General features: G+C 67.2%; 19 protein-coding genes and 1 pseudogene. 6 read left to right on the plus strand and 14 right to left on the minus strand.

Features of this window, described 5'->3' with window-relative positions; genetic code table 11:
• Window positions 1-53: 53 nt before the first annotated feature.
• The 10 genes from ACXJJ8_RS08060 to ACXJJ8_RS08105 all read right to left on the minus strand — a co-directional run bounded on the left by ACXJJ8_RS08060 (window position 54) and on the right by ACXJJ8_RS08105 (window position 7,529).
• Window positions 54-1,073, minus strand: a complete 1,020-nt coding sequence (locus tag ACXJJ8_RS08060; protein WP_499028700.1) for a tetratricopeptide repeat protein — start codon at window positions 1,071-1,073, stop codon at window positions 54-56.
• Entirely contained in the window at window positions 1,073-1,519 is a 447-nt protein-coding gene (locus tag ACXJJ8_RS08065; RefSeq protein ID WP_499028702.1) for a cytochrome c-type biogenesis protein, read from the minus strand. Before ACXJJ8_RS08065 ends, ACXJJ8_RS08060 begins: the two co-directional genes overlap by 1 nt.
• On the minus strand, window positions 1,516-2,079 hold the full coding sequence (locus ACXJJ8_RS08070; protein WP_499028704.1) for a DsbE family thiol:disulfide interchange protein: 564 nt from the start codon (window positions 2,077-2,079) through the stop codon (window positions 1,516-1,518). Before ACXJJ8_RS08070 ends, ACXJJ8_RS08065 begins: the two co-directional genes overlap by 4 nt.
• Window positions 2,076-3,995 (minus strand): heme lyase CcmF/NrfE family subunit, encoded by a 1,920-nt coding sequence (locus ACXJJ8_RS08075; protein WP_499028707.1) that lies wholly within the window; start codon window positions 3,993-3,995, stop codon window positions 2,076-2,078. The genes ACXJJ8_RS08070 and ACXJJ8_RS08075 overlap by 4 nt, the downstream gene beginning before the upstream one ends.
• The gene (gene ccmE, locus ACXJJ8_RS08080; RefSeq protein ID WP_499028709.1) at window positions 3,995-4,492 is read right to left on the minus strand and encodes a cytochrome c maturation protein CcmE; all 498 of its coding nucleotides are present in this window, start codon (window positions 4,490-4,492) and stop codon (window positions 3,995-3,997) included. Before ccmE ends, ACXJJ8_RS08075 begins: the two co-directional genes overlap by 1 nt.
• Window positions 4,489-4,665, minus strand: coding sequence for a heme exporter protein CcmD (locus tag ACXJJ8_RS08085; protein WP_499028712.1), 177 nt, complete (start codon window positions 4,663-4,665; stop codon window positions 4,489-4,491). Before ACXJJ8_RS08085 ends, ccmE begins: the two co-directional genes overlap by 4 nt.
• Window positions 4,662-5,423, minus strand: coding sequence for a heme ABC transporter permease (locus ACXJJ8_RS08090; protein WP_499028715.1), 762 nt, complete (start codon window positions 5,421-5,423; stop codon window positions 4,662-4,664). Before ACXJJ8_RS08090 ends, ACXJJ8_RS08085 begins: the two co-directional genes overlap by 4 nt.
• 5 nt (window positions 5,424-5,428) lie before the next feature.
• A complete protein-coding gene (ccmB, locus tag ACXJJ8_RS08095; RefSeq protein WP_499028716.1) occupies window positions 5,429-6,100 on the minus strand; it encodes a heme exporter protein CcmB in 672 nt (223 codons plus the stop codon).
• Window positions 6,097-6,729 carry a heme ABC exporter ATP-binding protein CcmA gene (gene ccmA / locus ACXJJ8_RS08100; protein WP_499028718.1) on the minus strand — a complete coding sequence of 211 codons (633 nt, stop codon included), beginning with the start codon at window positions 6,727-6,729 and terminating at the stop codon, window positions 6,097-6,099. The genes ccmB and ccmA overlap by 4 nt, the downstream gene beginning before the upstream one ends.
• Before the next feature lie 275 nt (window positions 6,730-7,004).
• Complete coding sequence (locus tag ACXJJ8_RS08105; RefSeq protein ID WP_499028720.1) at window positions 7,005-7,529, minus strand: DUF3293 domain-containing protein; 525 nt, start codon at window positions 7,527-7,529, stop codon at window positions 7,005-7,007.
• Window positions 7,530-7,634: 105 nt separating this feature from the next.
• Between ACXJJ8_RS08105 and ACXJJ8_RS08110 the strand changes: the two genes are divergently transcribed.
• Window positions 7,635-8,786, plus strand: a complete 1,152-nt coding sequence (locus ACXJJ8_RS08110) for a pyridoxal phosphate-dependent aminotransferase (protein WP_499028723.1) — start codon at window positions 7,635-7,637, stop codon at window positions 8,784-8,786.
• Between the two features lie 27 nt (window positions 8,787-8,813).
• Window positions 8,814-9,611 carry an amidohydrolase gene (locus ACXJJ8_RS08115; protein WP_499029577.1) on the plus strand — a complete coding sequence of 266 codons (798 nt, stop codon included), beginning with the start codon at window positions 8,814-8,816 and terminating at the stop codon, window positions 9,609-9,611.
• 138 nt (window positions 9,612-9,749) lie between these two features.
• On the opposite strand, the gene ACXJJ8_RS08120 is transcribed toward ACXJJ8_RS08115, so the two are convergent.
• The 4 genes and pseudogenes from ACXJJ8_RS08120 to ACXJJ8_RS08135 all read right to left on the minus strand — a co-directional run bounded on the left by ACXJJ8_RS08120 (window position 9,750) and on the right by ACXJJ8_RS08135 (window position 14,379).
• Window positions 9,750-10,817: an NAD(P)/FAD-dependent oxidoreductase gene (locus ACXJJ8_RS08120; protein WP_499028725.1), complete on the minus strand. Its 1,068-nt coding sequence runs from the start codon at window positions 10,815-10,817 to the stop codon at window positions 9,750-9,752.
• Between the two features lie 93 nt (window positions 10,818-10,910).
• The gene (locus ACXJJ8_RS08125) at window positions 10,911-12,635 is read right to left on the minus strand and encodes a pseudouridine synthase (RefSeq protein WP_499028727.1); all 1,725 of its coding nucleotides are present in this window, start codon (window positions 12,633-12,635) and stop codon (window positions 10,911-10,913) included.
• A 199-nt stretch (window positions 12,636-12,834) separates the two neighbouring features.
• Window positions 12,835-13,381, minus strand: a pseudogene (gene scpB, locus ACXJJ8_RS08130) (SMC-Scp complex subunit ScpB); the annotation flags it as partial.
• Between the two features lie 5 nt (window positions 13,382-13,386).
• A complete protein-coding gene (locus tag ACXJJ8_RS08135) occupies window positions 13,387-14,379 on the minus strand; it encodes a segregation and condensation protein A (RefSeq protein ID WP_499028729.1) in 993 nt (330 codons plus the stop codon).
• A 252-nt stretch (window positions 14,380-14,631) separates the two neighbouring features.
• Here ACXJJ8_RS08135 and ACXJJ8_RS08140 point away from each other — a divergent pair, with 252 nt between their 5' ends.
• From ACXJJ8_RS08140 to ACXJJ8_RS08155, 4 genes are all read left to right on the plus strand, one after another.
• A complete protein-coding gene (locus ACXJJ8_RS08140) occupies window positions 14,632-14,931 on the plus strand; it encodes a YciI family protein (RefSeq protein WP_499028731.1) in 300 nt (99 codons plus the stop codon).
• Entirely contained in the window at window positions 14,928-15,200 is a 273-nt protein-coding gene (locus ACXJJ8_RS08145) for a BolA family protein (protein WP_499028734.1), read from the plus strand. Before ACXJJ8_RS08140 ends, ACXJJ8_RS08145 begins: the two co-directional genes overlap by 4 nt.
• A gap of 100 nt (window positions 15,201-15,300) precedes the next feature.
• On the plus strand, window positions 15,301-16,338 hold the full coding sequence (locus ACXJJ8_RS08150) for a LacI family DNA-binding transcriptional regulator (RefSeq protein ID WP_499028736.1): 1,038 nt from the start codon (window positions 15,301-15,303) through the stop codon (window positions 16,336-16,338).
• Complete coding sequence (locus ACXJJ8_RS08155) at window positions 16,335-19,298, plus strand: TonB-dependent receptor (protein WP_499028739.1); 2,964 nt, start codon at window positions 16,335-16,337, stop codon at window positions 19,296-19,298. Before ACXJJ8_RS08150 ends, ACXJJ8_RS08155 begins: the two co-directional genes overlap by 4 nt.
• Window positions 19,299-19,307 lie beyond the last annotated feature (9 nt).

The following is a 19,307-nucleotide window of genomic DNA, read 5'->3' on the forward strand; positions in this document are numbered from 1 at the left end:
CAGTGCGGTTGCCAGGAGGCGAAGCCGTGCCAGTGCGGGCCGAGTGCCTGACCTTACTCGCGAACCGCACCGATCGTCAGATCAACAGGGCCACCAGCGGGCAACGTGACGCGCGCAGGCGCTGACTCGAGATCGCCAGCCTGCGGAATCGCATCCCCACTCGCGGAGATGCGCGCCAACACTTCGATGTCATGCATCGCCGAGAGCTTCTGCGTCGGCATCGGACTGTCGCCGTCGTCGAGCGTGATGTCGAGCGGAAGGTCCTGCAGCGTGTGACGTTCGACCGCCACCGGCATCGGCGGCCCGCCAGCGGCGCGTGCGATGACGAACACGGTGGCATCGCCGCGCAGGCGCGCACGCGCGGCCAGGTCCGGATCCAGCGTCACCCGAACACGCAGGCCCGGTTGCGCGGCGACGGGCGCGGCGGCCGGCAGGGGCTGCATCCCCGCGGCCTTGCGCGCCTCGTCGATCTGCACGCGCAGCGATGGCGCGGTGTTCGCATCGACCATCGCGAGCAGCGGCTCCCACGTCTTCGCGGCTTCCGCATTTTCGCCGGCCTGGCGCTGCGCGATGCCGAGGAACCACCGCGCGCGCTGATGTTGCGGTTGCACCACAATCGCCTGGCGCAGCAGCGCAACCGCGACCGTGTCGAAGCGGTGTTCGGGATCGGCGAGCGCGCGCGACTGCGCGGCTTCGGTCAGCACGTCGGGATCGCGGGGTGCGAGCCTTGCTGCATGCGCCAAGGCATCGCGCGATTCGGTGAAGCGTTGGCTGTTGCCGAGTGCCTGGCCGAGCAAGCGCCAGCCTTCGGCCTGGTCCGGATGCTTCTTCAGCTCCGCCTGCAGCTCCCCGATCGCATCGTCCATCGTCTGCGGCATCGCCACGGCAGGCTGCACTTCCAGCGCCGCCGGCGCGCCGACGATGCGATACAGCGCAACGGTGCCGAGGGCGATGAACAGGGCGATGCCGAGCACCAGCTTCTGCGAATCACGCCACAAGGGCCGCAACAACAGCGCGGCAACGACCAGGACGAGCAAACCGCCCGCGATGGCGAACGTCAACGTGGGCGACATCACCACTCCTGGTTGGGGTCGTCGGGCAGGGGCGTGGTGCCCGCGCGCTTGCGCACGATGCGCGCGATGACGAAGCCGCCGGCGAGCAGCAGCAGCGCCGGGCCCAGCCACAGCAGCCACGTCGTGCGTTCCATGCGCGGGCGGTACAGCACGAACTCGCCGTAGCGCGCGACGAGGAAATCCTTGATCTCCGCGTCGCTGCGGCCTTCGCGCATCAGATCCAGCACTTCCTTGCGCAGGTCGAAGGCGATCTGCGCGTTGGAATCGGCGAGCGACTGGTTCTGGCACATCACGCAGCGCAGTTCGGAGACCAGCGCGTGGAAGCGCTTTTCTTCGGCGGCATCCTGGAAGTGCAGGGGCGCCACGTCGGTGCCGACCTGCGCTTGCGCGTGCGGCGTGGCGAACAACGCGGAGAGTGCGAGCAGCAGCGCGAACAGGAATTTCATCGTGCGACCTTGCCCTGCGGGTCGATGGCGTCGAGCGCGGGAATCAGCTCGCCTTGGATCAAGGCATCGGTGAGCGGGCCGACGTGCTTCCAGCGGATCGTGCCGTTGGCATCGACGAGGAAGGTTTCCGGCGCGCCGTAGATGCCCCAGTCGATCGCGGACTTGCCTTCGATGTCCGCGATCACCAGCCAGTAGGGATTGCCGAACTGGTCGAGCCAGTGCAGCGCGTCTTCGGGGTCGTCCTTCCAGTTGAAACCGACCAGGCGCACGCGCTTGGTTTCGGCGAAGCGCGTCAGCACCGGATGTTCGTCGCGACACGACGGGCACCAGCTGCCCCACACGTTGAGCAGGAACGGCGCGCCCTTGAGATCGGCGAGCGTGACCTTGCGGTCGGGTTCGTGCAGCACGGGCAGCGTGAATTGCGGCGCGGGCTTGTCGATCAGCGGGGAGGGCAGCGCTTCGCGATCGGGGTTGCGGCTCAACCACACACCGGCGGCGAGCAGCAGCGCGAGCGCGGCGAAAACCGCAAGCGGAACGAAACGCGATGCGCGCCCGGTCATGCCGCAGCCTCCGCGCGACGGAAGCGTTTGTCCGTCGCCGCGATGAAGCCGCCGATCGCCATCAACAATGCGCCGAACCAGATCCACCGAACGAAGGGTTTGGCGTGTACGCGCACGGCCCAGGCGTCGCCGCCCAAGGGTTCGCCGAGGGCGACGTACAGATCGCCGCGCACGCCGGGGGCGATCGCCGCTTCGGTCATCACCTGGCCGCCGGAGGCGTACTTGCGTTTTTCCGGATGCAACGTCGTCAGTTCGCGGTCGCCTTCCAACACGCGCACGGTGCCGCGATCGGCGACGTAGTTGGGGCCTTCGCGGTGTTGCACGCCTTCGAAGACGAACTGGCGGCCATCGATCGCCACCGACTGGCCCGGTGACAACGCGAGCTCGCGTTGTTGCGCGAGGCCTTCGACCAGCAATGCACCGACGAGGAACACCGCGATGCCTGCGTGCGCGAAGGTCATGCCGAGCATTTCGGCGGTGAACTTGCGGCCCGACGAATTGAATCGCGTCCACAGGAAACGCACCGTGCCCGCGGCGACCCAGGTCGCGCCCGCGAGACCCGCGGCGACTTTCCACGGACCCTGTTTTGCGAGGAAGAACGACGCGATGCCGATGCCGAGCGCAAGCCCGGCCCACGGCACGAGCATCGCGATCGGGCGCGAGGCCTGTTCGCGCTGCCACTTCGTCAACGGGCCGAACGGCAGCAGCAACACCAGCGGCGCCATCAGCAGCGTGAACAGCAGCGCGAAGTAGGGCGGGCCGACGGAGATCTTGCCGAGGTCGAGCGCGTCGGCGAGCAGCGGATACAGCGTGCCGATCAGCACCATCGCGCACGCGGTCGAGAGCAGCAGGTTGTTGGCGAGCAGCAGGGTTTCGCGCGACGAAGCGGCAAAGGGCGCGCCGTCGTTTTCGTTCGGCGCTCGCAACGCGTACAGCAGCAGCGAGCCGCCGACGACCGTGCCGAGGAACAGGAGGACGAAGAGCCCGCGCGTGGGATCGGCGGCAAACGCATGCACGCTCGTCAACACGCCCGAGCGCACGAGGAAGGTGCCGAGCAAGGACAGCGAGAACGTCGCGATGGCCAGCAGCAAGGTCCAGCCGCGGAAGCTGCCGCGTTTTTCGGTCACGGCCTGGGAATGCAGCAGCGCCGCGCCGGCGAGCCATGGCATGAAGCTCGCGTTCTCGACCGGATCCCAGAACCACCAGCCGCCCCAACCCAATTCGTAATACGCCCACCACGAACCCAGCGCGATGCCGCAGGTGAGGAAGCCCCAGGCGACGTTCGTCCACGGGCGCGTCCAGCGCAGCCAACGTGCGTCCACTTCACCACCGAGCAGCGCGGCGATGGCGAATGCGAAGGGGACGGAGAACCCGACGTAGCCCAGGTAGAGCATCGGCGGATGGATGATCATCCCCGGGTCCTGCAGCAGCGGGTTGAGGTCGCGGCCTTCGATGGCGGCGGGCAGCAAGCGTTCGAACGGATTGCTGGTGAAGATCAGGAAGGCGAGGAAACCGACGGCGACCAGGCCCATCACGCCGAGCACGCGCGCGATCACCTCGCTCGGCAAGCGTTGCGAGAAACGCGCGACCGCCGCCGTCCACAACGCGAGGATCAGCGCCCACAGCAGCAGCGAGCCTTCGTGCGCGCCCCACACCGCGGTGTAGCGATAGACCATCGGCAACAACGAATTGCTGTTCTGCGCGACGTAGCGCAGCGAGAAGTCCTGCGTCACGAACGCATGCGACAGCAGCCCGAAGGCGAACAGCACGAGGGCGAATTGCAGGTACGCCGCCGGGCGCGCGACCGCCATCCACGACGCGCGGCCGTTCTGTGCGCCGGCCAGCGGCAATACCGCCTGCAGCGCGGCGACGAGCAGTGCGAGGACGAGCGCGAGTTGTCCGAGTTCGGGCAGCACTACGGGGTGCCTTCGGTCGGCATGGCGGTGTCGGACGGGTTGGTGTCGACGTCGTGTTTCTTGTGTGCCTTGCCCATCTTGTCGGCGACTTCCTTCGGCATGTAGGCCTCGTCGTGCTTGGCGAGCACTTCCTCGGCGACGAAGGTGCCCTGGCGCATGCGGCCCGTCGCGACGACGGCCTGCTTCTCGCGGAACAGGTCGGGCAGGATGCCGGTGTAGACGACGGGCATCATCGCGTCCCCATCGTCGACGCTGAAGTGCGCTTCCATCGAACCGGGGGCGCGCTTGAACGAGTTCGCGGCGACCATGCCGCCCAGGCGGATGCGCGCTTGTCCCGAGGAGACGGCATCGCCCGCGCGGCCGTCGAGGATTTCGGCGGGCGTGTAGAGATAGGTGACGTTGCGACCCAGTGCGGTGACGACGAGGCCGACGGCGATTGCGGCGGCGACCAGCAGCGCGATCACGTACCAAAGGCGGCGCTGGCGGGTGGGGTTCATTCGGATTCGGTCCTGCTCAGGGTGTCGACGTTGGGGCGCGGTGCCTTGCGGGTTGCGCGCAGCTTTGCGGCGCGCAGCTGGCGCGCGATGTCGATGCGCGGTGCGATGAAATCCCACAGCAGCACGACGAAGAACACGGCGTATGCGCCGATGACGTAATCCAGGTAACTCATCGCACGCGCTCCGCAGTACCGGAGGCCATGCGCACGACCCAATCCTTCCCTGCTTCGCGGCGCAGATTGTCGGCACGCGCACGCGCCAGCAGCGAGCCGATGAACCAGAGCTTCGTTGCGATGATCATGGCGAACAGCGGCGGCAGCATGCTGGCATCCATCTTCGAACCGCCGAGCAGGCTGATCGTCTGCCCCTGGTGCAGCGAATTCCACCAATACACGGAGTAGCGGATCACCGGCAGCAGGGCGACGCCGACGATGGCGAGCAGGCCTGCGGCGCGCGCGGCTTGCCGTCGATCGTCGATCGCGTGATACAGGCCCATGATTCCCAGATAGAGGAACAGCAGCACGAGTTCACTCGTCAGCCGCGGATCCCAGTCCCACCACGTGCCCCACATCGGCTTGCCCCAGATCGACCCGGTGGCGAGCGTGATCAGCGTGAATGCAGCGCCCGTCGGCGCGCACGCCATGGCGAGGATTTCGCACAGCTTGATGCGCCAGATCTGCGCGATCGCCGCGTAGAAGGCCATCAGCCCGAACACGAACAGGCTCATCCACGCGGCCGGCACGTGGATGTAGAGAATGCGGAAGCTGTCGCCCTGCTGGTAATCGGCGGGCACCTGGAACAGCGCGCCCCACAACCCGTAGGCCATGACCAGCACGGCCAGCGCGTACGACACCGGCGACCAGCGCGCGGCGAAGCGATCGAAGTAGGGCGGCGAGCCGAGTTGGTGGAACCAGCGGACGAGCGGGTGCATGGGGGTCAGCTCAGTGAAATGCGGATCGCGGCCGCCGCGGCGAGCGGCGCCAGGACCAGCGCGAGCACCAGGCCCGCGCCGAGGTAGAGCAGTGGCGCGGCGGCATCCAGGCCTTGCCCGGCGAGCGCAACGCTCCCGGCGCCGAACACCAGCACCGGTACGTACAGCGGCAGCGCGAGCAGCGCGACAAGGATACCGGAGCGGCGCATGCCGACGGTCAATGCGGCCACCACTGCGCCGATCAGGCTTAACAGCGGCGTGCCCAGCGCGAGCGAGGCCATCAGCACGGGCAGTTCCGCGCGGGGGAGGTGGAGCAGTTCGCCGAGGACGGGCGTGGCGATCAGCAGCGGCAGGGCGGTCGAGGCCCAGTGCATGAATGTGCGCACCAGCACGAGCCAGGACAGCGGCACCGGCGCGAGCATCCATTGTTCGAGCGAACCGTCCTCGGCGTCGCCGCGGAAGAGCGTGTCGAGGGCGAGCAAGCCGGCGAGCAGCACCGCGAGCCACAAGGTCGGCGCTGCCACGCGCGCAAGCGTCTTTCCTTCGGCCCCCAGGGCGAGCGCGAACAGGACGACGACGAGCAATGCGAACAAGGCCGGCTGCAACGCATCGCCCCGGCGCCGCCACAACATGCGGGCATCGCGCGCGAGCAATGCGAAGGCCGCCGAGCGCATCATGCGGCGCGCTCCAGCGTGAGCATGCGCGTGCGCACCGGCGGTGCGGCGTAAGCGCCGTGCGTGGTCAGCAAGCAAGCGCCGTTTTCGCGCAGATGCGCCTGCACCATGCGGTTGACGAGGTTGATGCCTTCCAGGTCGAGGTTCGCGTAGGGCTCGTCGAGCAGCCACAGGGGCGCGGGCGAAAGCCACAGGCGCGCGAGCGAGAGGCGTTTCTTCTGCCCTGCGGAGAGTTGCCGCGCGAGGGTGTCTTCGTATCCGGCCAGGCCCACGATGCCCATCGCGGTTTCCGGCACCTGTCCGCGGCGGCGGCCATGCAGCCCGCAGAGGAAGCGCAGGTTTTCCATCGCGGTGAGGTCGGCCTTCAACGCGGGGAGATGACCGAGGTAGGCGATGGCGCGTGCGCGGAGCAACGGCGAGGCTTTGCGACCATCGATGTCGATCTCGCCCTCGTCGGGACGCAACAGCCCTGCAAGCACGCGCAACAAGGTCGTCTTGCCCGCGCCGTTGTCGCCCTGCACGAGCAGCGCTTGCCCTGCGTCGACGGAAAACGCGAGGGGACCGAACACCGGTTGTTCGTTGCGCGCGAAGCGCAGGCCGCGTGCGGCGAGCAGCGGTGGGGCGTCGCTCATTCGGGGTCGGTCTGATGCGGAGCCGGCATTTTAGCGGGTCGGTCGCGCGGAAGGGTCGTCTACAATGCGCCGCCTTCACCCCGGGCGGGGCCCGCATGCAGCGCTGGCGTGTCTTGTGCGCTGGCAATCACTGACGCGGCTGGCGCCCTTCACGGGCAAAATCGACGGTCAGGCGCCATCCGCGACGCTCCTGGGCCGCGTGGAGCGTTGTGCACGCACGTCGCGACGCTTCGAAGTGTCCGGTTGGATGACGCGGGCGGGGTCGTGCGGGACGGTTAGGGCGTGTGCGAGCGCGGGGTCGAACGACGATCGCGAGGCGTCGGGTTGACCGACGCCCATTCGACATGCGCGCGGTCTTTCGCCATCAGCGGCTGCGTTGCGTACATGCGCAATCCCACCGGCGCACCGCGGTCCCACACCAGCGTGCCCAGTTGCCCGTAGCGCAGGGCGAGGCGATCGAATTCGGGGTCGGGCATGTCCATCACCACCCAGCTCGGCTCGCGCCAACTGCGATTGGGCGCCGAGGAGAAGCCGGGGCGGAAGGGCAGGTCGCTGGTCAACAGGGCGGCGTGCAGCGCTTCGTCGGCGCGGCGGTTGACCGCCTCGGCGCGCGGGATCGACTGCGGATCCCAGGCCGACAGCAGACCGAAGCGCCGGCTGTGCGGGAAGAACGCCTCGAGTTCGGGCGCCCGCTGGCCGATGCGGATCTGGCGCCATTCCCCGTCGAGCTCCCAGCGGTATTCGGCCGCGTAGTAGGCGTCGAGGAGGGTGGCGATGCGGAGGTCGGTCTGGAGCGACATAAGACGATCAGGTTTAACGCAGGGGGCTTGCTTCCGTAAACTCGAATCTCCGCCGACGGCACGCCGTTCGTCGGATTCCTCACATTTCCCTCACACGGACGGCCCATGCACCCCACCACCAAGCTGCCGAAGGTCGGCACCACGATCTTTACGGTGATGTCGCAGCTCGCGATGGAACACAAGGCCGTCAACCTCGGGCAGGGCTTCCCCGATTTCCCGGTGCCCGACCTGCTGGTCGAGTCCCTGGACCGTGCGATGCGCGCCGGCCACAACCAGTACGCGCCGATGACCGGCATCCCCGCGCTGCGCCAGGCCATCGCGAACAAGACCGAGCGCGTGTACGGCTGGCGCCCGGACGCCGACACCGAAGTCACCGTGACCTCGGGCGCGACCGAAGCGATCTTCGATGCGATCCACGCGGTGGTGCACGCCGGCGAGGAAGTCGTCGTGCTCGACCCGTGTTACGACTGCTACGAACCCGCGATCGAACTGGCCGAAGCCAAGGCCGTGCATGTTGCGCTCGACCCGCAGACTTTCGCGCCGGATTGGCAGAAGGTGCGCGCAGCGATCACGCCGCGCACGCGCATGCTGATGATCAACAGCCCGCACAACCCGTCGGGCGCGATGTTGTCGCAGGCCGACCTGGCGGCGGTGGCCTCGATCCTGCGCGACAACCCGGACGTGTATCTGTTGTCCGACGAGGTGTACGAACACATCGTCTTCGACGGCGCGCGCCATGAATCGGTGCTGCGTTACCCCGAGTTGCGCGAGCGCGCCTTCGTCGTGTCGAGCTTCGGCAAGACGTATCACTGCACGGGCTGGAAGGTCGGCTACTGCATCGCGCCGCCCGCGCTGTCGGCCGAATTCCGCAAGGTGCATCAATACAACACGTTCTGTACGTTCGCGCCTGCGCAGCATGCCTTCGCCGACATGATCGAACGCGACCCCGCCCATTACCTGGAACTGGGTGCGTTCTACCAGGCCAAGCGCGATCGGTTCGCCGCGCAATTGCGGCAGACGCGCTTGAAACCGCTGCCTGTGCCCGGTGGGTATTTCCAGTTGGTCGACTACTCGGCCGTGAGCGACCTGGACGACCTGGCGTTCTGCCGTTGGCTGACGACCGAGAAGGGCGTCGCCGCCATTCCGTTGTCGCCGTTCTACGAATCGCCGCCCCCGGGCCAGCGCCTGGCACGCTTGTGCTTCGCCAAGAACGACGCGACGCTGGACGCGGCGCTCGAACGTCTTCGCAAGCTTTGAACGCAGGAGCGATTTAACGTGACGGCCATGCAGGATCTCCGCGTCACCCTGGTGCAAGGCGACACCCGCTGGCACGACCCGGCGGCCAATCGTGCGTATTACGGCCACCTCGTCGCGCCGTTGCACGGCACGACGGACCTGGTGCTGCTGCCGGAAACCTTCACCAGCGGTTTCAGCAACGAAGCCATCGGCCAGGCCGAAACGATGGACGGCCCGACGACCGATTGGCTGCGCGGGCAGGCGGCGAAGATCGGCGCGGCGATGTGCGGCAGCGTGCAGATCCGCGACGGCGAGGGTGTCTACAACCGGTTGTGCTTCGTGACACCGGATGGCGCCTTGTCGACCTACGACAAGCGCCACCTGTTCCGATATGCGAAGGAACACGAGCGTTACGCCGCCGGCCGCGATCGCATGACGATCGAATTCAAGGGCTGGCGCATCTGTCCGCTGGTTTGCTACGACCTGCGCTTTCCGGTGTTCTCGCGCAATCGCTTCGATGTCGAGCGGCCGCAGGGGCTGGACTACGACTTGCTGGTGTATGTCGCGAACTGGCCGGCCGCGCGGAGCTATGCGTGGCGGACCCTGTTGCGTGCGAGGGCGATCGAGAATCTGTGCTTCGTCGCGGGCCTGAATCGCGTGGGCGTGGATGGCAACGGGTTGAAGTACGACGGCGAGAGCGCTGTGCTGGATTTCCTCGGGCAGCCCCTGAGTGAAGCCGCGGACGAAGAGGTGGTGGTGACGGCGCGTTTGCCGGCGCGGGAATTGTTGGCGCATCGCGAGCGATTCCCCGCGATGCTCGATGCGGATGCATTCGCGCTGAAGTAGGGCTTGCGGGAACATCACGCCGCGACGGCCCCGGCTCGCGCGAACCGCGGGAACAATGCCTCCGCTTTCCCAAGCGCACTTCCAACGAATCGGCGATCGGCCATGGGCCGGACGATACGCCCGCGTTATTTCAACGCATCAGCCGAAATACACCCGTTCGGCCGCCCAGCGGACGGGCGGCGCGGACAGCAACAGGTCGAAGGGCCAGTCGAAGGGCAGGCGGTCGTAGGCCCAGCGCAAGGCGCGCTTGGTGCGGAATCGCGGGGCGGCGTCGATCGCGATGCTTTCCGGCGCGGGGCCACCGTGGCGCAGGTGCGCGGCGATGGCGCGACCGACCGTCCACGCGTGTTCCCAGGAGGCGCGGATGCCGCCTGCGGTCACGGGCGAAACAATACCGGCGGCATCGCCGGTGAGGATCGCGCCATCGCGCGCGAGCGGCCACACCGGTCCGCTGCACGGAATCAGGCCTGCGCGCGTCGGGCCGGGGGTCAATCGCAAGGGGAGGCCACCGGCTTGGCCGACGCGCAGGAGGAACGCATCGAGGTCGGGCACGCGCACGTTCGCCGGATCGTGGCGCAGCGCGAGACCGGCTTGCACGCCGCCCGGGTTCTGCGCGATCCAGCCGATGTAACCGGGCGCGTGGCGCTTGCTGATGAAGCAATGCAGCGCGTCGGGATCGGCGAGGCGCGCGTGCGGGAATTCGTATTCGATGCCGTAGAGGAAACCGCGCACGCGGCCGAGCCCGCAACGATCGGCGACGCGCGAACGTGCGCCGTCGGCGCCGACGAGGAAGCGCGCGCGGCCGGCGCCTTCGACGTGCCAGTGATCGCCGACGCGTTTCGCCTCGCGGAACGATGTGTTCAAGCGCAGGTCGACGCCGTTCGCGCGCAGTTGATCGGCGAGCCAACGCATCACGCCGGGCGTATCGGTGGTGAGGAAGTAGCTTCCCGGTGCGGCGAGCGCGATCTGTTTCAGGTTGGGCGCATACAGCTGCACGCGTTCGACGCGCCGCGTGAGATGCGCTGGCAACTCGCCGAGCAGCGTGCGCTCGGCGGCCTCCTTCACGATGATGCCGGTGGTGCGCAGCTTGTCGCCGGGATCGCGCTTGCGTTCGAGCACGCACACGCGCAAACCCGATTGCGCGGCGGCGAGCGCGCACGCCGCGCCGGCGAAGCTTGCGCCGACGACGATGAGGTCATGGTCCATGCGCGCAGTGTTTGCGCGCTGCGCGAAGCGACGACGAAAGGAATGTGAAGCGAAAACGAAGAAGGGCGCCGAGGCGCCCTTCTGTTCGATCAATCAACCGCCGCTGTGGCGACCGCCGCCGGGGCGTCCACCGCCGCGCGGACCACCCGGACGCGGGCCGCCGGGGCGCGGGCCACCGGGACGTTGACCGCCGGGGCGCGCGCCGCCGGGGCGCGGACCGCCGGGGCCGGCGTTACCCRGACGCGGACCACCGGGACGGGGACCTCCCGGACGCGGTGCGCGCGGCTTGTCGCTGTACGGATTGAAGCTGCCGGGATTCGCGTGATCCGACGGGAACGACGGCGCGTTGCCCGGGTGACCGTAGGGACGCGCACCGCCGCCGCCACTGCGCGCCGGGCGATTGCCGTCGCGGTCGCCGAACGGACGCGCCGGACCACCCGTGCGGTTGCCGTCGCGATCGCCGAACGGACGCGGCTGGCCGCCACCGCGATTCGCATTCGGGCCGCCGAACTTGTTGCCGCCGCCACCGGGCTTGCCGGCGCCACCCGGTCGGCCTGCGCCGCCCGGCTTCGGGCCGTAGGGCTTGCGCGGACCACGCGCGCCATCGGGATTCTTGTGGCCGGTCGGACCGGTATCGACACCTTCGGGCACGTACCAGGTGCGGAACGCAGCGGGGTTGCCCGCGTCGCGCTGTTCGCCCGGGCGCATGCGCTGACCCTGCTGACGCGGGCCTTTCGGCTTGAACGCTTTGTTGCCGGCATTCGCGGCGGCTTCGCCGCTGACGGTCAAACCCCCGTGCGGCTTCTTGCCACCGCGACCCCCGCGGCGATCTTCGCGCACGTGGTCGAAGCGACGCAGTTCGCGGCCTTCATCGGCGGTGTTGTGCCCGCTGACGTAACCGGCGGTGCGCGCGCCGCCGAAATGCAGCGTCGACTTCGCCGCCTTGCGCTGGCCGATTACCGGCATCAGCGTCAGCGACGCAGTGCCGTCTTCCAGGCCGAGCTTGCCGCGCAGCGTGGCGACCTTGTCGGGCGCGAGTTCCTGCGACTGGCCGCGCAGCAGCGGCTGCGGCAGCGAGACCTCGCCGTAGCGGATGCGCTTCAGGCGCGAGACCTGGCAGCCCTGCGATTCCCACAGGCGGCGCACTTCGCGGTTACGGCCTTCCTTCAGGAGGACGCGGTACCAATCGTGCGACTGGTCTTCGCCGCCGCTCACCTTCGTGATTTCGTCGAACTTGGCCGGGCCGTCTTCCAGCGCGACGCCGCGACGCAGGCGGTCGACCAGCTTGTCCGACACTTCCTCTTCGCCTTCCGGCGGACGGACGCGGCACACGTACTCGCGTTCGATCTCGTAGGAGGGATGCATCATCGCGTTCGCCAGCTCACCGTCGGTGGTGAGCAGCAGCAGGCCGGTGGTGTTGATGTCCAGGCGGCCGATCGCGATCCAACGCGCGCCCTTGAGCGAAGGCAGCGATTCGAAAATCGTCGGGCGGCCTTCCGGGTCTTCGCGCGTGGTGACTTCGCCTTCGGGCTTGTTGTAGATCAGCACGCGCGCAGGTTCGGTCAGCGCGGTGGCGACGAACGTGCGTCCGTCGATTTCGATCTTGTCGCCGCCGGTGATGCTCATGCCGACTTGCGCGACGGTGCCGTTGACCTTCACCAGGCCATCGGCGATGCGCTGTTCGAGCGCGCGGCGGGAGCCGAGACCGGCCTGCGCGAGGACCTTGTGCAGGCGTTCCTCGATGCGCGGGGCTTCGGCGGGTTGTTCGGTGGAGGCGCCGCGCTTGAGGGAAAGCTTGCGACGTTCTTGATCACTCATTGTGTCTGCTCCGACGAGGCCGTTTCAGCGTCGTCATCTTCGGTGACGTCTGCGGTGTCTTCTTCAGTTTCCGCTTCGTCGAGGGGGGACAGGGCATCGTGTCCGGATGCGTCCTGTTCGGGGATTGCGTCTTGCGTCGAGTCTTCGACGGCGACGGGTTGCGGCAGCGCGGCTTGGGGGCCGGCTTCGGGTTCGAACTGGAATTGCGGTTCGAGCTCGCCGATATCCTTGAGTTCGGACAGCGGCGGGAGTTCGTCGAGGCGCTTGAGGCCGAAGTAATCCAGGAAGCCCTTCGTCGTGCCGAACAACGCCGGCTTGCCGGGGACGTCGCGATGGCCGACGACGCGGATCCACTCGCGTTCTTCGAGCGCCTTGATGATGTTGCTGTTTACCGCCACGCCGCGGACCTGTTCGATTTCGCCGCGCGTGATCGGCTGGCGATAGGCGATCAGCGCCAGGGTTTCCAGCGTGGCACGCGTGTAACGGGTCTGGCGTTCGGTCCACAGGCGCGCGACCCACGGGTGCACGTCGGCCTTGACCTGGAAGCGGAAGCCGGAGGCGAGTTCCACCAGTTCCACGCCGCGATCGGCGCAACTTTCGCGCAGCGCTTCGAGTGCCTGTTCGACCGAGCCGTCGGGCGCGGGGTCGTCCAGCGAGAACAGGGCGTGCAACTGCGCAAGCGTCAGCGGCTGGTTGGCCGCCATGAGCGCTGCTTCGACGATGCGGGTGATGAGGCTCTGGTCCATTGGAGTCATGCGCGGGAATCGTTCGCTGCGGCGGGTTCTTCGTCGAACTCGCTCGAGAGTTGGAGGGCTTCGGGTGCGCCTTCGCCGACGGCGAGGGACTTGACGTAGATCGGGGCGAGGGCGCGCGCCGGCGTGTCGCCGTGTGCATCGCTCGGTCGGCTGTTGTCGGTGTATTCCTGGATGATCTCGACCAGTTGTTCCTTCGCCAGGGTCAGCAGCGCGAGGAAGGTGACGACCACCCCGAGCTTGCCTTCCTGCACCGTGAACAGCGATTCGAAGCGGTGGAACTGACCGTCGTGCATGCGTTCGAGCAACTCGCCCATGCGCTGGCGCACGCTGAGGGCGTCGCGCTTGATCGCATGTTGCGTGAACAGCTCGGCGCGCTTGAGCACGTCGCCCAACGCCAGCAGCATTTCGCGCAGGTCCACCGGCGGCGGCAGCTTCACCGACGCGCGATCCGGCACGAACGCGGTCACCGGCACGGTGTCGCGGTCCTGTCGGGGCAGGGCATCGAGGTCCTCGGCGGCCTGCTTGAAACGTTCGTACTCCTGGAGGCGGCGCACGAGGTCGGCGCGCGGGTCGTCCTCCAGGCCTTCCTCGCTCGGCGGGCGCGGCAGGAGCATGCGCGACTTGATCTCGGCCAGGATCGCGGCCATCACCAGGTATTCGGCGGCGAGCTCGAACCGCATCTCGTGCATCGCCTGGATGTAGTCGACGTACTGGCGCGTGATCTCGGCGACCGGGATGTCGAGGATGTCCAGGTTCTGGCGGCGGATCAGATACAGCAGCAGGTCCAGCGGACCTTCGAACGCATCGAGGATGACCTCGAGCGCGTCCGGCGGGATGTAAAGATCCTGCGGGATCTGCAGGACCGGCTGGCCGAGCACGACCGCCAGCGGCATTTCCTGCTGCTGCGGGTGTGTCGGATTGTGCGTTTGCGGGTGCGCGCCGTTGGCGGAATCGCCTTCGGGCGCGGGCACGCTCGGTTCGTCGGACATGCGTTATGCGGCCCCCTCGAGGCCACCGGTGGAGCAATGCAGCGCGAACGGCGGGGCCGTGCGCAGCCGCGGAACTCAAAGTCGCTTGCGGGGGGACCCCGGTCCGATTGTCGGTCGAACGCTGGTGGGGTCGCGCGGGCCGCGTCGCGCGCGGCACCGATTCATTGACCCCAAGGTTACGGGGGCAGGCGAGGGCTGTCCACCACTTACAATCGCCTTTTCACCAAACGCACCAACGGGCAGGAGCATCGGATGTGGTACGCGATCGAAGGGCACGACGGCCCCGGGGTGCTGGAACGCCGCCTGCAGGCCCGCCCTGCGCACGTGGCGCGCTTGCTCGCGCTGCGGGATGAAGGGCGGCTGCTGCTGGCCGGCCCATGCCCGGCGATCGATGCCGAAGACCCCGGCCCGGCCGGTTACAGCGGCAGCATCATCGTCGCGGAGTTCGATTCCCTCGACGACGCGCGGACCTGGGCCGAGGCCGATCCCTATGTCGAAGCCGGCGTCTACCACCGCGTCGACGTGCGCCCCTTCAAGCCCACGCTGCCGTGAACCGGGTCGAACGCATTCGCGCGCTGCTCGATCAGGCACTGTCGCCGCAGTCGCTGGATGTCGTCGACGACAGCGCCCGCCACGCGGGCCATGCAGGCGCGCGCGACGGGCGCGGGCATTTCAATGTCGACATCGTGAGCGCGGCCTTCGCGCGCCTGGCGCCACTGGCCCGACATCGCAAGGTGTATGCGGCCCTGGGCGGGATGATGGAGACCGATATCCACGCGCTGTCCATTCGCGCGCGGACCCCGGAAGAAGCCAACCGCTGAGCTTGCTGCAATGCAGCACGCACTCCGCTCTTTACACGACGTTTACAGTCCTTTGTGAAAACGTTTACATTCCAGCCACGGACGAAGGTGTGGGGCGGCGATGGGAGACGTTGTCACGATTCGCGACGTAGCGCGGCTGGCCCAGGTATCGGTGGCCACCGTCTCGCGTGCGCTCAACGGCCAGCAGAACGTGGCCAGCACCGTTCGCGAACGCGTCCTGGATGCCGCGAAGGAACTCAAGTACGTCCCGCACCACGCCGCGCGCAGCCTCAGCAGCCGTCGCACGCGCACGATCGGTGTCGTCCTTCCTGATCTGCACGGCGAGTTCTTCTCCGAATTGATGCGCGGCATCGATGTCGTCGCGCGCGAGCACGACCTCCACCTGCTCGTTTCCAGTTACCACGGCCATCCCGACGAACAAGGCACCGCGTTGCGTGCGATGCGCGGGCGCGTGGACGGCCTGCTCGTGCTCTCGCCCTTCCTCGACAGCCAGGCGCTGGCGAGCGAACTCGGGCAATCGCAGCCGGCGGTGCTGATCAACTCGCACCTCACCGGCGTCGGGCTGGGCACGCTGCGCATCGACAACTATGGCGGCGCGCGCGCGATGGTCGCGCACCTGGTCGACAATGGCTTCCGCCGCATCGCCTTCGTCACCGGCCCGAAGGACAACTTCGACGCCGACGAACGCCTGCGCGGTTACACCGATGCGCTCGCGCAGCTGCTGCCCGATGCGCAACCGATCGTGTTGCAGGGCGCGTTCGACGAATCCTCCGGACATGCCGCCGGACACGATGTCCTCAAGATGGACCCGCGTCCCGACGCGGTGTTCGCCGCCAACGACATGACCGCGCTCGGCGTGCTGTTCGCGTTCCACCAGGCCGGCCTCACGGTGCCGGACGACATCGCCGTCGCCGGCTTCGACGACATTCCCCTCGCACGCTACGTGCATCCCTCGCTGACGACGATCTCCGTCGACATCGCGCAACTCGGCGGCCGCGCGCTGCGCATGCTGCTCGCCGGCTGCGAGAACCCCACACCACCGACCGACGAAGCGACGCTCATCGCGCCGCACCTCGTCGCGCGGCAATCCACACAACGCAACGCATCAAACCGCCCGCCGGGAGAGAAACTCAAATGAAGTCTCGCAACCATCAACGCCCCACGCCGCGCCTGCTCGCATGCGCGCTCGCCGCGGCCCTCGCGGTCGGCGCGCCTTCGGTGTATGCGCAGAGCACCGCGTCCACCGTCCGTGGCGTCGCCACGGCTTCGCAGCAGGTCACTGCGACCAACGTCGCAACGGGCCTGACGCGCACCGCCACCGCCGACGCCAACGGCAACTACATCCTCGCCGGCCTGCCGCCGGGTACGTATCGCGTGCAGTCCGCGGGTGGCACGCCTAAGACGGTCACGCTGGCCGTGGCACAGACGGCGTACCTCAACGTGGCCGCCGCGCCCACCGAGATGGAGGCAGTCGAAGTCGTCGGTACGGCCCAGGAAGTGCGTACGTCCGAAGTCGCCACCAACGTCACGCCGCAGAAGATCGAAGCGCTGCCGCAGACCAACCGCAACTTCCTGTCCTTCGCCGACACCGTGCCCGGCGTGATCTTCGAGCAGGGCGCGGACGACTCGACGAAGTTGCGCAGCGGCGCGCAGAACTCCAACGGCATCAACGTCTTCATCGACGGCGTGGGCCAGAAGAACTACGTGCTCAAGGGCGGCATCAGCGGGCAGGATTCCTCGCGCGGCAATCCCTTCCCGCAGATGGCGATCGGCGAGTACAAGGTCATCACGTCCAACTACAAGGCCGAGTACGACCAGATCAGCAGTGCGGCGATCACCGCGGTCACCAAGTCGGGCACCAACGAAATGCAGGGCTCGGTGTTCTTCGACCGCACCTCCGATCATTGGCGCGCGCGCACGCCGTCGGAAGAGGACGCCGACCGCGAGTCGGACACCGCGACCTCGCAGTACGGCATGTCACTCGGCGGCCCGATCCTCAAGGACCGCCTGTTCTACTTCGTCTCGTACGAAGGCAAGGACATCACCTCGCCGCGCTCGGTGACCATCGGCGGTAACTACACCGGGCCGCTGCCCGACGAAATCCTCGAGCAGACTGGCCCCGTCGCTTCGCCGTTCTCCGAAGACCTGTGGTTCGGCAAGCTGACATGGCAGCCCACCGGCGATCACCTGATCGAGCTGTCGCTCAAGGACCGCACGGAATCGGAGATCACCGGCATTGCCGATCGCAACACGTCCTCCTACGGCACGACCAAGGACAATGACAGCACGCGCGCCGACCTGCGCTGGCAATTCAATCGCGAAAACTGGTTGAACGATGCGCACCTGACGTTCGAAAACGAAAGCTTCGGTCCGCGGCCTCTCACCTTCGGCCCCGGCATCAACATCACGCGCGCCAACCGCGACGCGGTGATCAACATCGGCGGCGGCCGCGACTTCCAGGACAAGGGGCAGAAGGGTTGGTCGTTGCAGGACGACTTCACCTGGTTCGGCGTCGAGAACCACACGATGAAGGCCGGCTTCAAGTACAAGGCGATCGACATCAACGCCTTCGAACAGCAGCCCTTCAACCCGCAGTACCTGGTGGACATCGACGAACAGAACCTGTTGGGCAACACGACGGTGGCCTCGTACACCCCGTATGAAGTGTCCTTCGGCGCCCAGGTGCCGGGCTCGCCGTCGCGCGACATCACGACCAACGCAAAGCAGTTCGGCATCTACTTCCAGGACGACTGGCAAGTCACCGAGCACCTCCTGCTGAACCTCGGCCTGCGCTACGACATCGAACGCAACCCGGGCTACGAGAACTACGTGACGCCGGTGGGCGTCGCCGCCGCGCTGCGCAACTGGTCGAACATCCACGGCCCCAACGTGGACTACAACATCGAGGACTACATCAGCAGCGGCAACAACCGCGACACCGACGACAACAACTGGGCGCCGCGCCTGGGCTTCTCCTACGATCTGTTCGCCGACGAACGCCACGTCATCTTCGGCGGTGCGGGCCGCACCTACGATCGCAACCTTTGGGATTACCTCGCGCTGGAGCAGTCCAAGAGCACGTTCCCGCAGTACACGTTCCGTTTTAATTCCGCGGCGCATCTCTGCGACACCGTCAACGACCCGCGTTGCTTCACATGGGATCCGAGCTTCCTCGATCCCAATCAGCTCGCCTCCCTCGTCGCTGCAAATCCGTTCCTCGGCGCCGAAGTGAACATGATGAACAACGCCTTGGAAACGCCGTACTCGGATCAGTTCTCCCTGGGCATGCGCAACACCTTCGGCATCTGGGGCCACGACTGGACCTTGTCGACAACGGCGGTGCACATTCGCAGCAAGGAAGGCATCTATTTCCGGCTCGGCAATCGCTTCCCGGACGGCAGCTTCTATGATCCGGGTCGCCCGGATCCGCGCATCCAGTTCGGTTACCAGCCGTGGGGCTTCCCGATTCCCGGCTACGGCACGCTGATCCTCGCCGACAACGGCATCGAAACGCGCCTCAACCAGTTCCTGCTCGGCATGGAGAAGGGCTGGACGAGCGATTCGCCGTGGAATGTCACGATCGCCTATACCTGGAGCCAGGCCGAGGAAAATCGTCCGAATGCGTCGAACGACGAGCACTATCTGTTCGACCTGGCCAACCTCGACAACCAGGAATTCATCCCGTCGATCGGCGTGCCCAAGCATCGGCTCGTCGTGAGCGGCTTCACCGACCTGCCGTGGGACTTCCAGTTCTCCGGCAAGCTGACCCTGTCGAGCCCGACCCCGAAGGACGCGACGAACTGCTTCGAAGTGGTCACGCCGGGCGCGTGCTATTTCGATCCGTTCACCCCGTCGGACAACATCGGCTACAAGTCGCTCGACATGGCCCTGCGCAAGACCTTCAACACCGGCACTTCGTTGCAGCCGTGGGTGCGCGTGGACGTGATCAACCTGCTCAACTGGGACAACTGGCAGGACTACAACACCTTCCGCGGCGATCCCTTCTCCGGACCGAATCCGGACTTCGGTGAAGTCAGCAGCCTGGCCGTCGTCGGCGCCACGCGTACGTGGAAGCTGTCGGTTGGCTTCGATTTCTGATTGGAAGTG

It is taken from the genome of Lysobacter sp. P5_C4 (genome assembly GCF_054049695.1).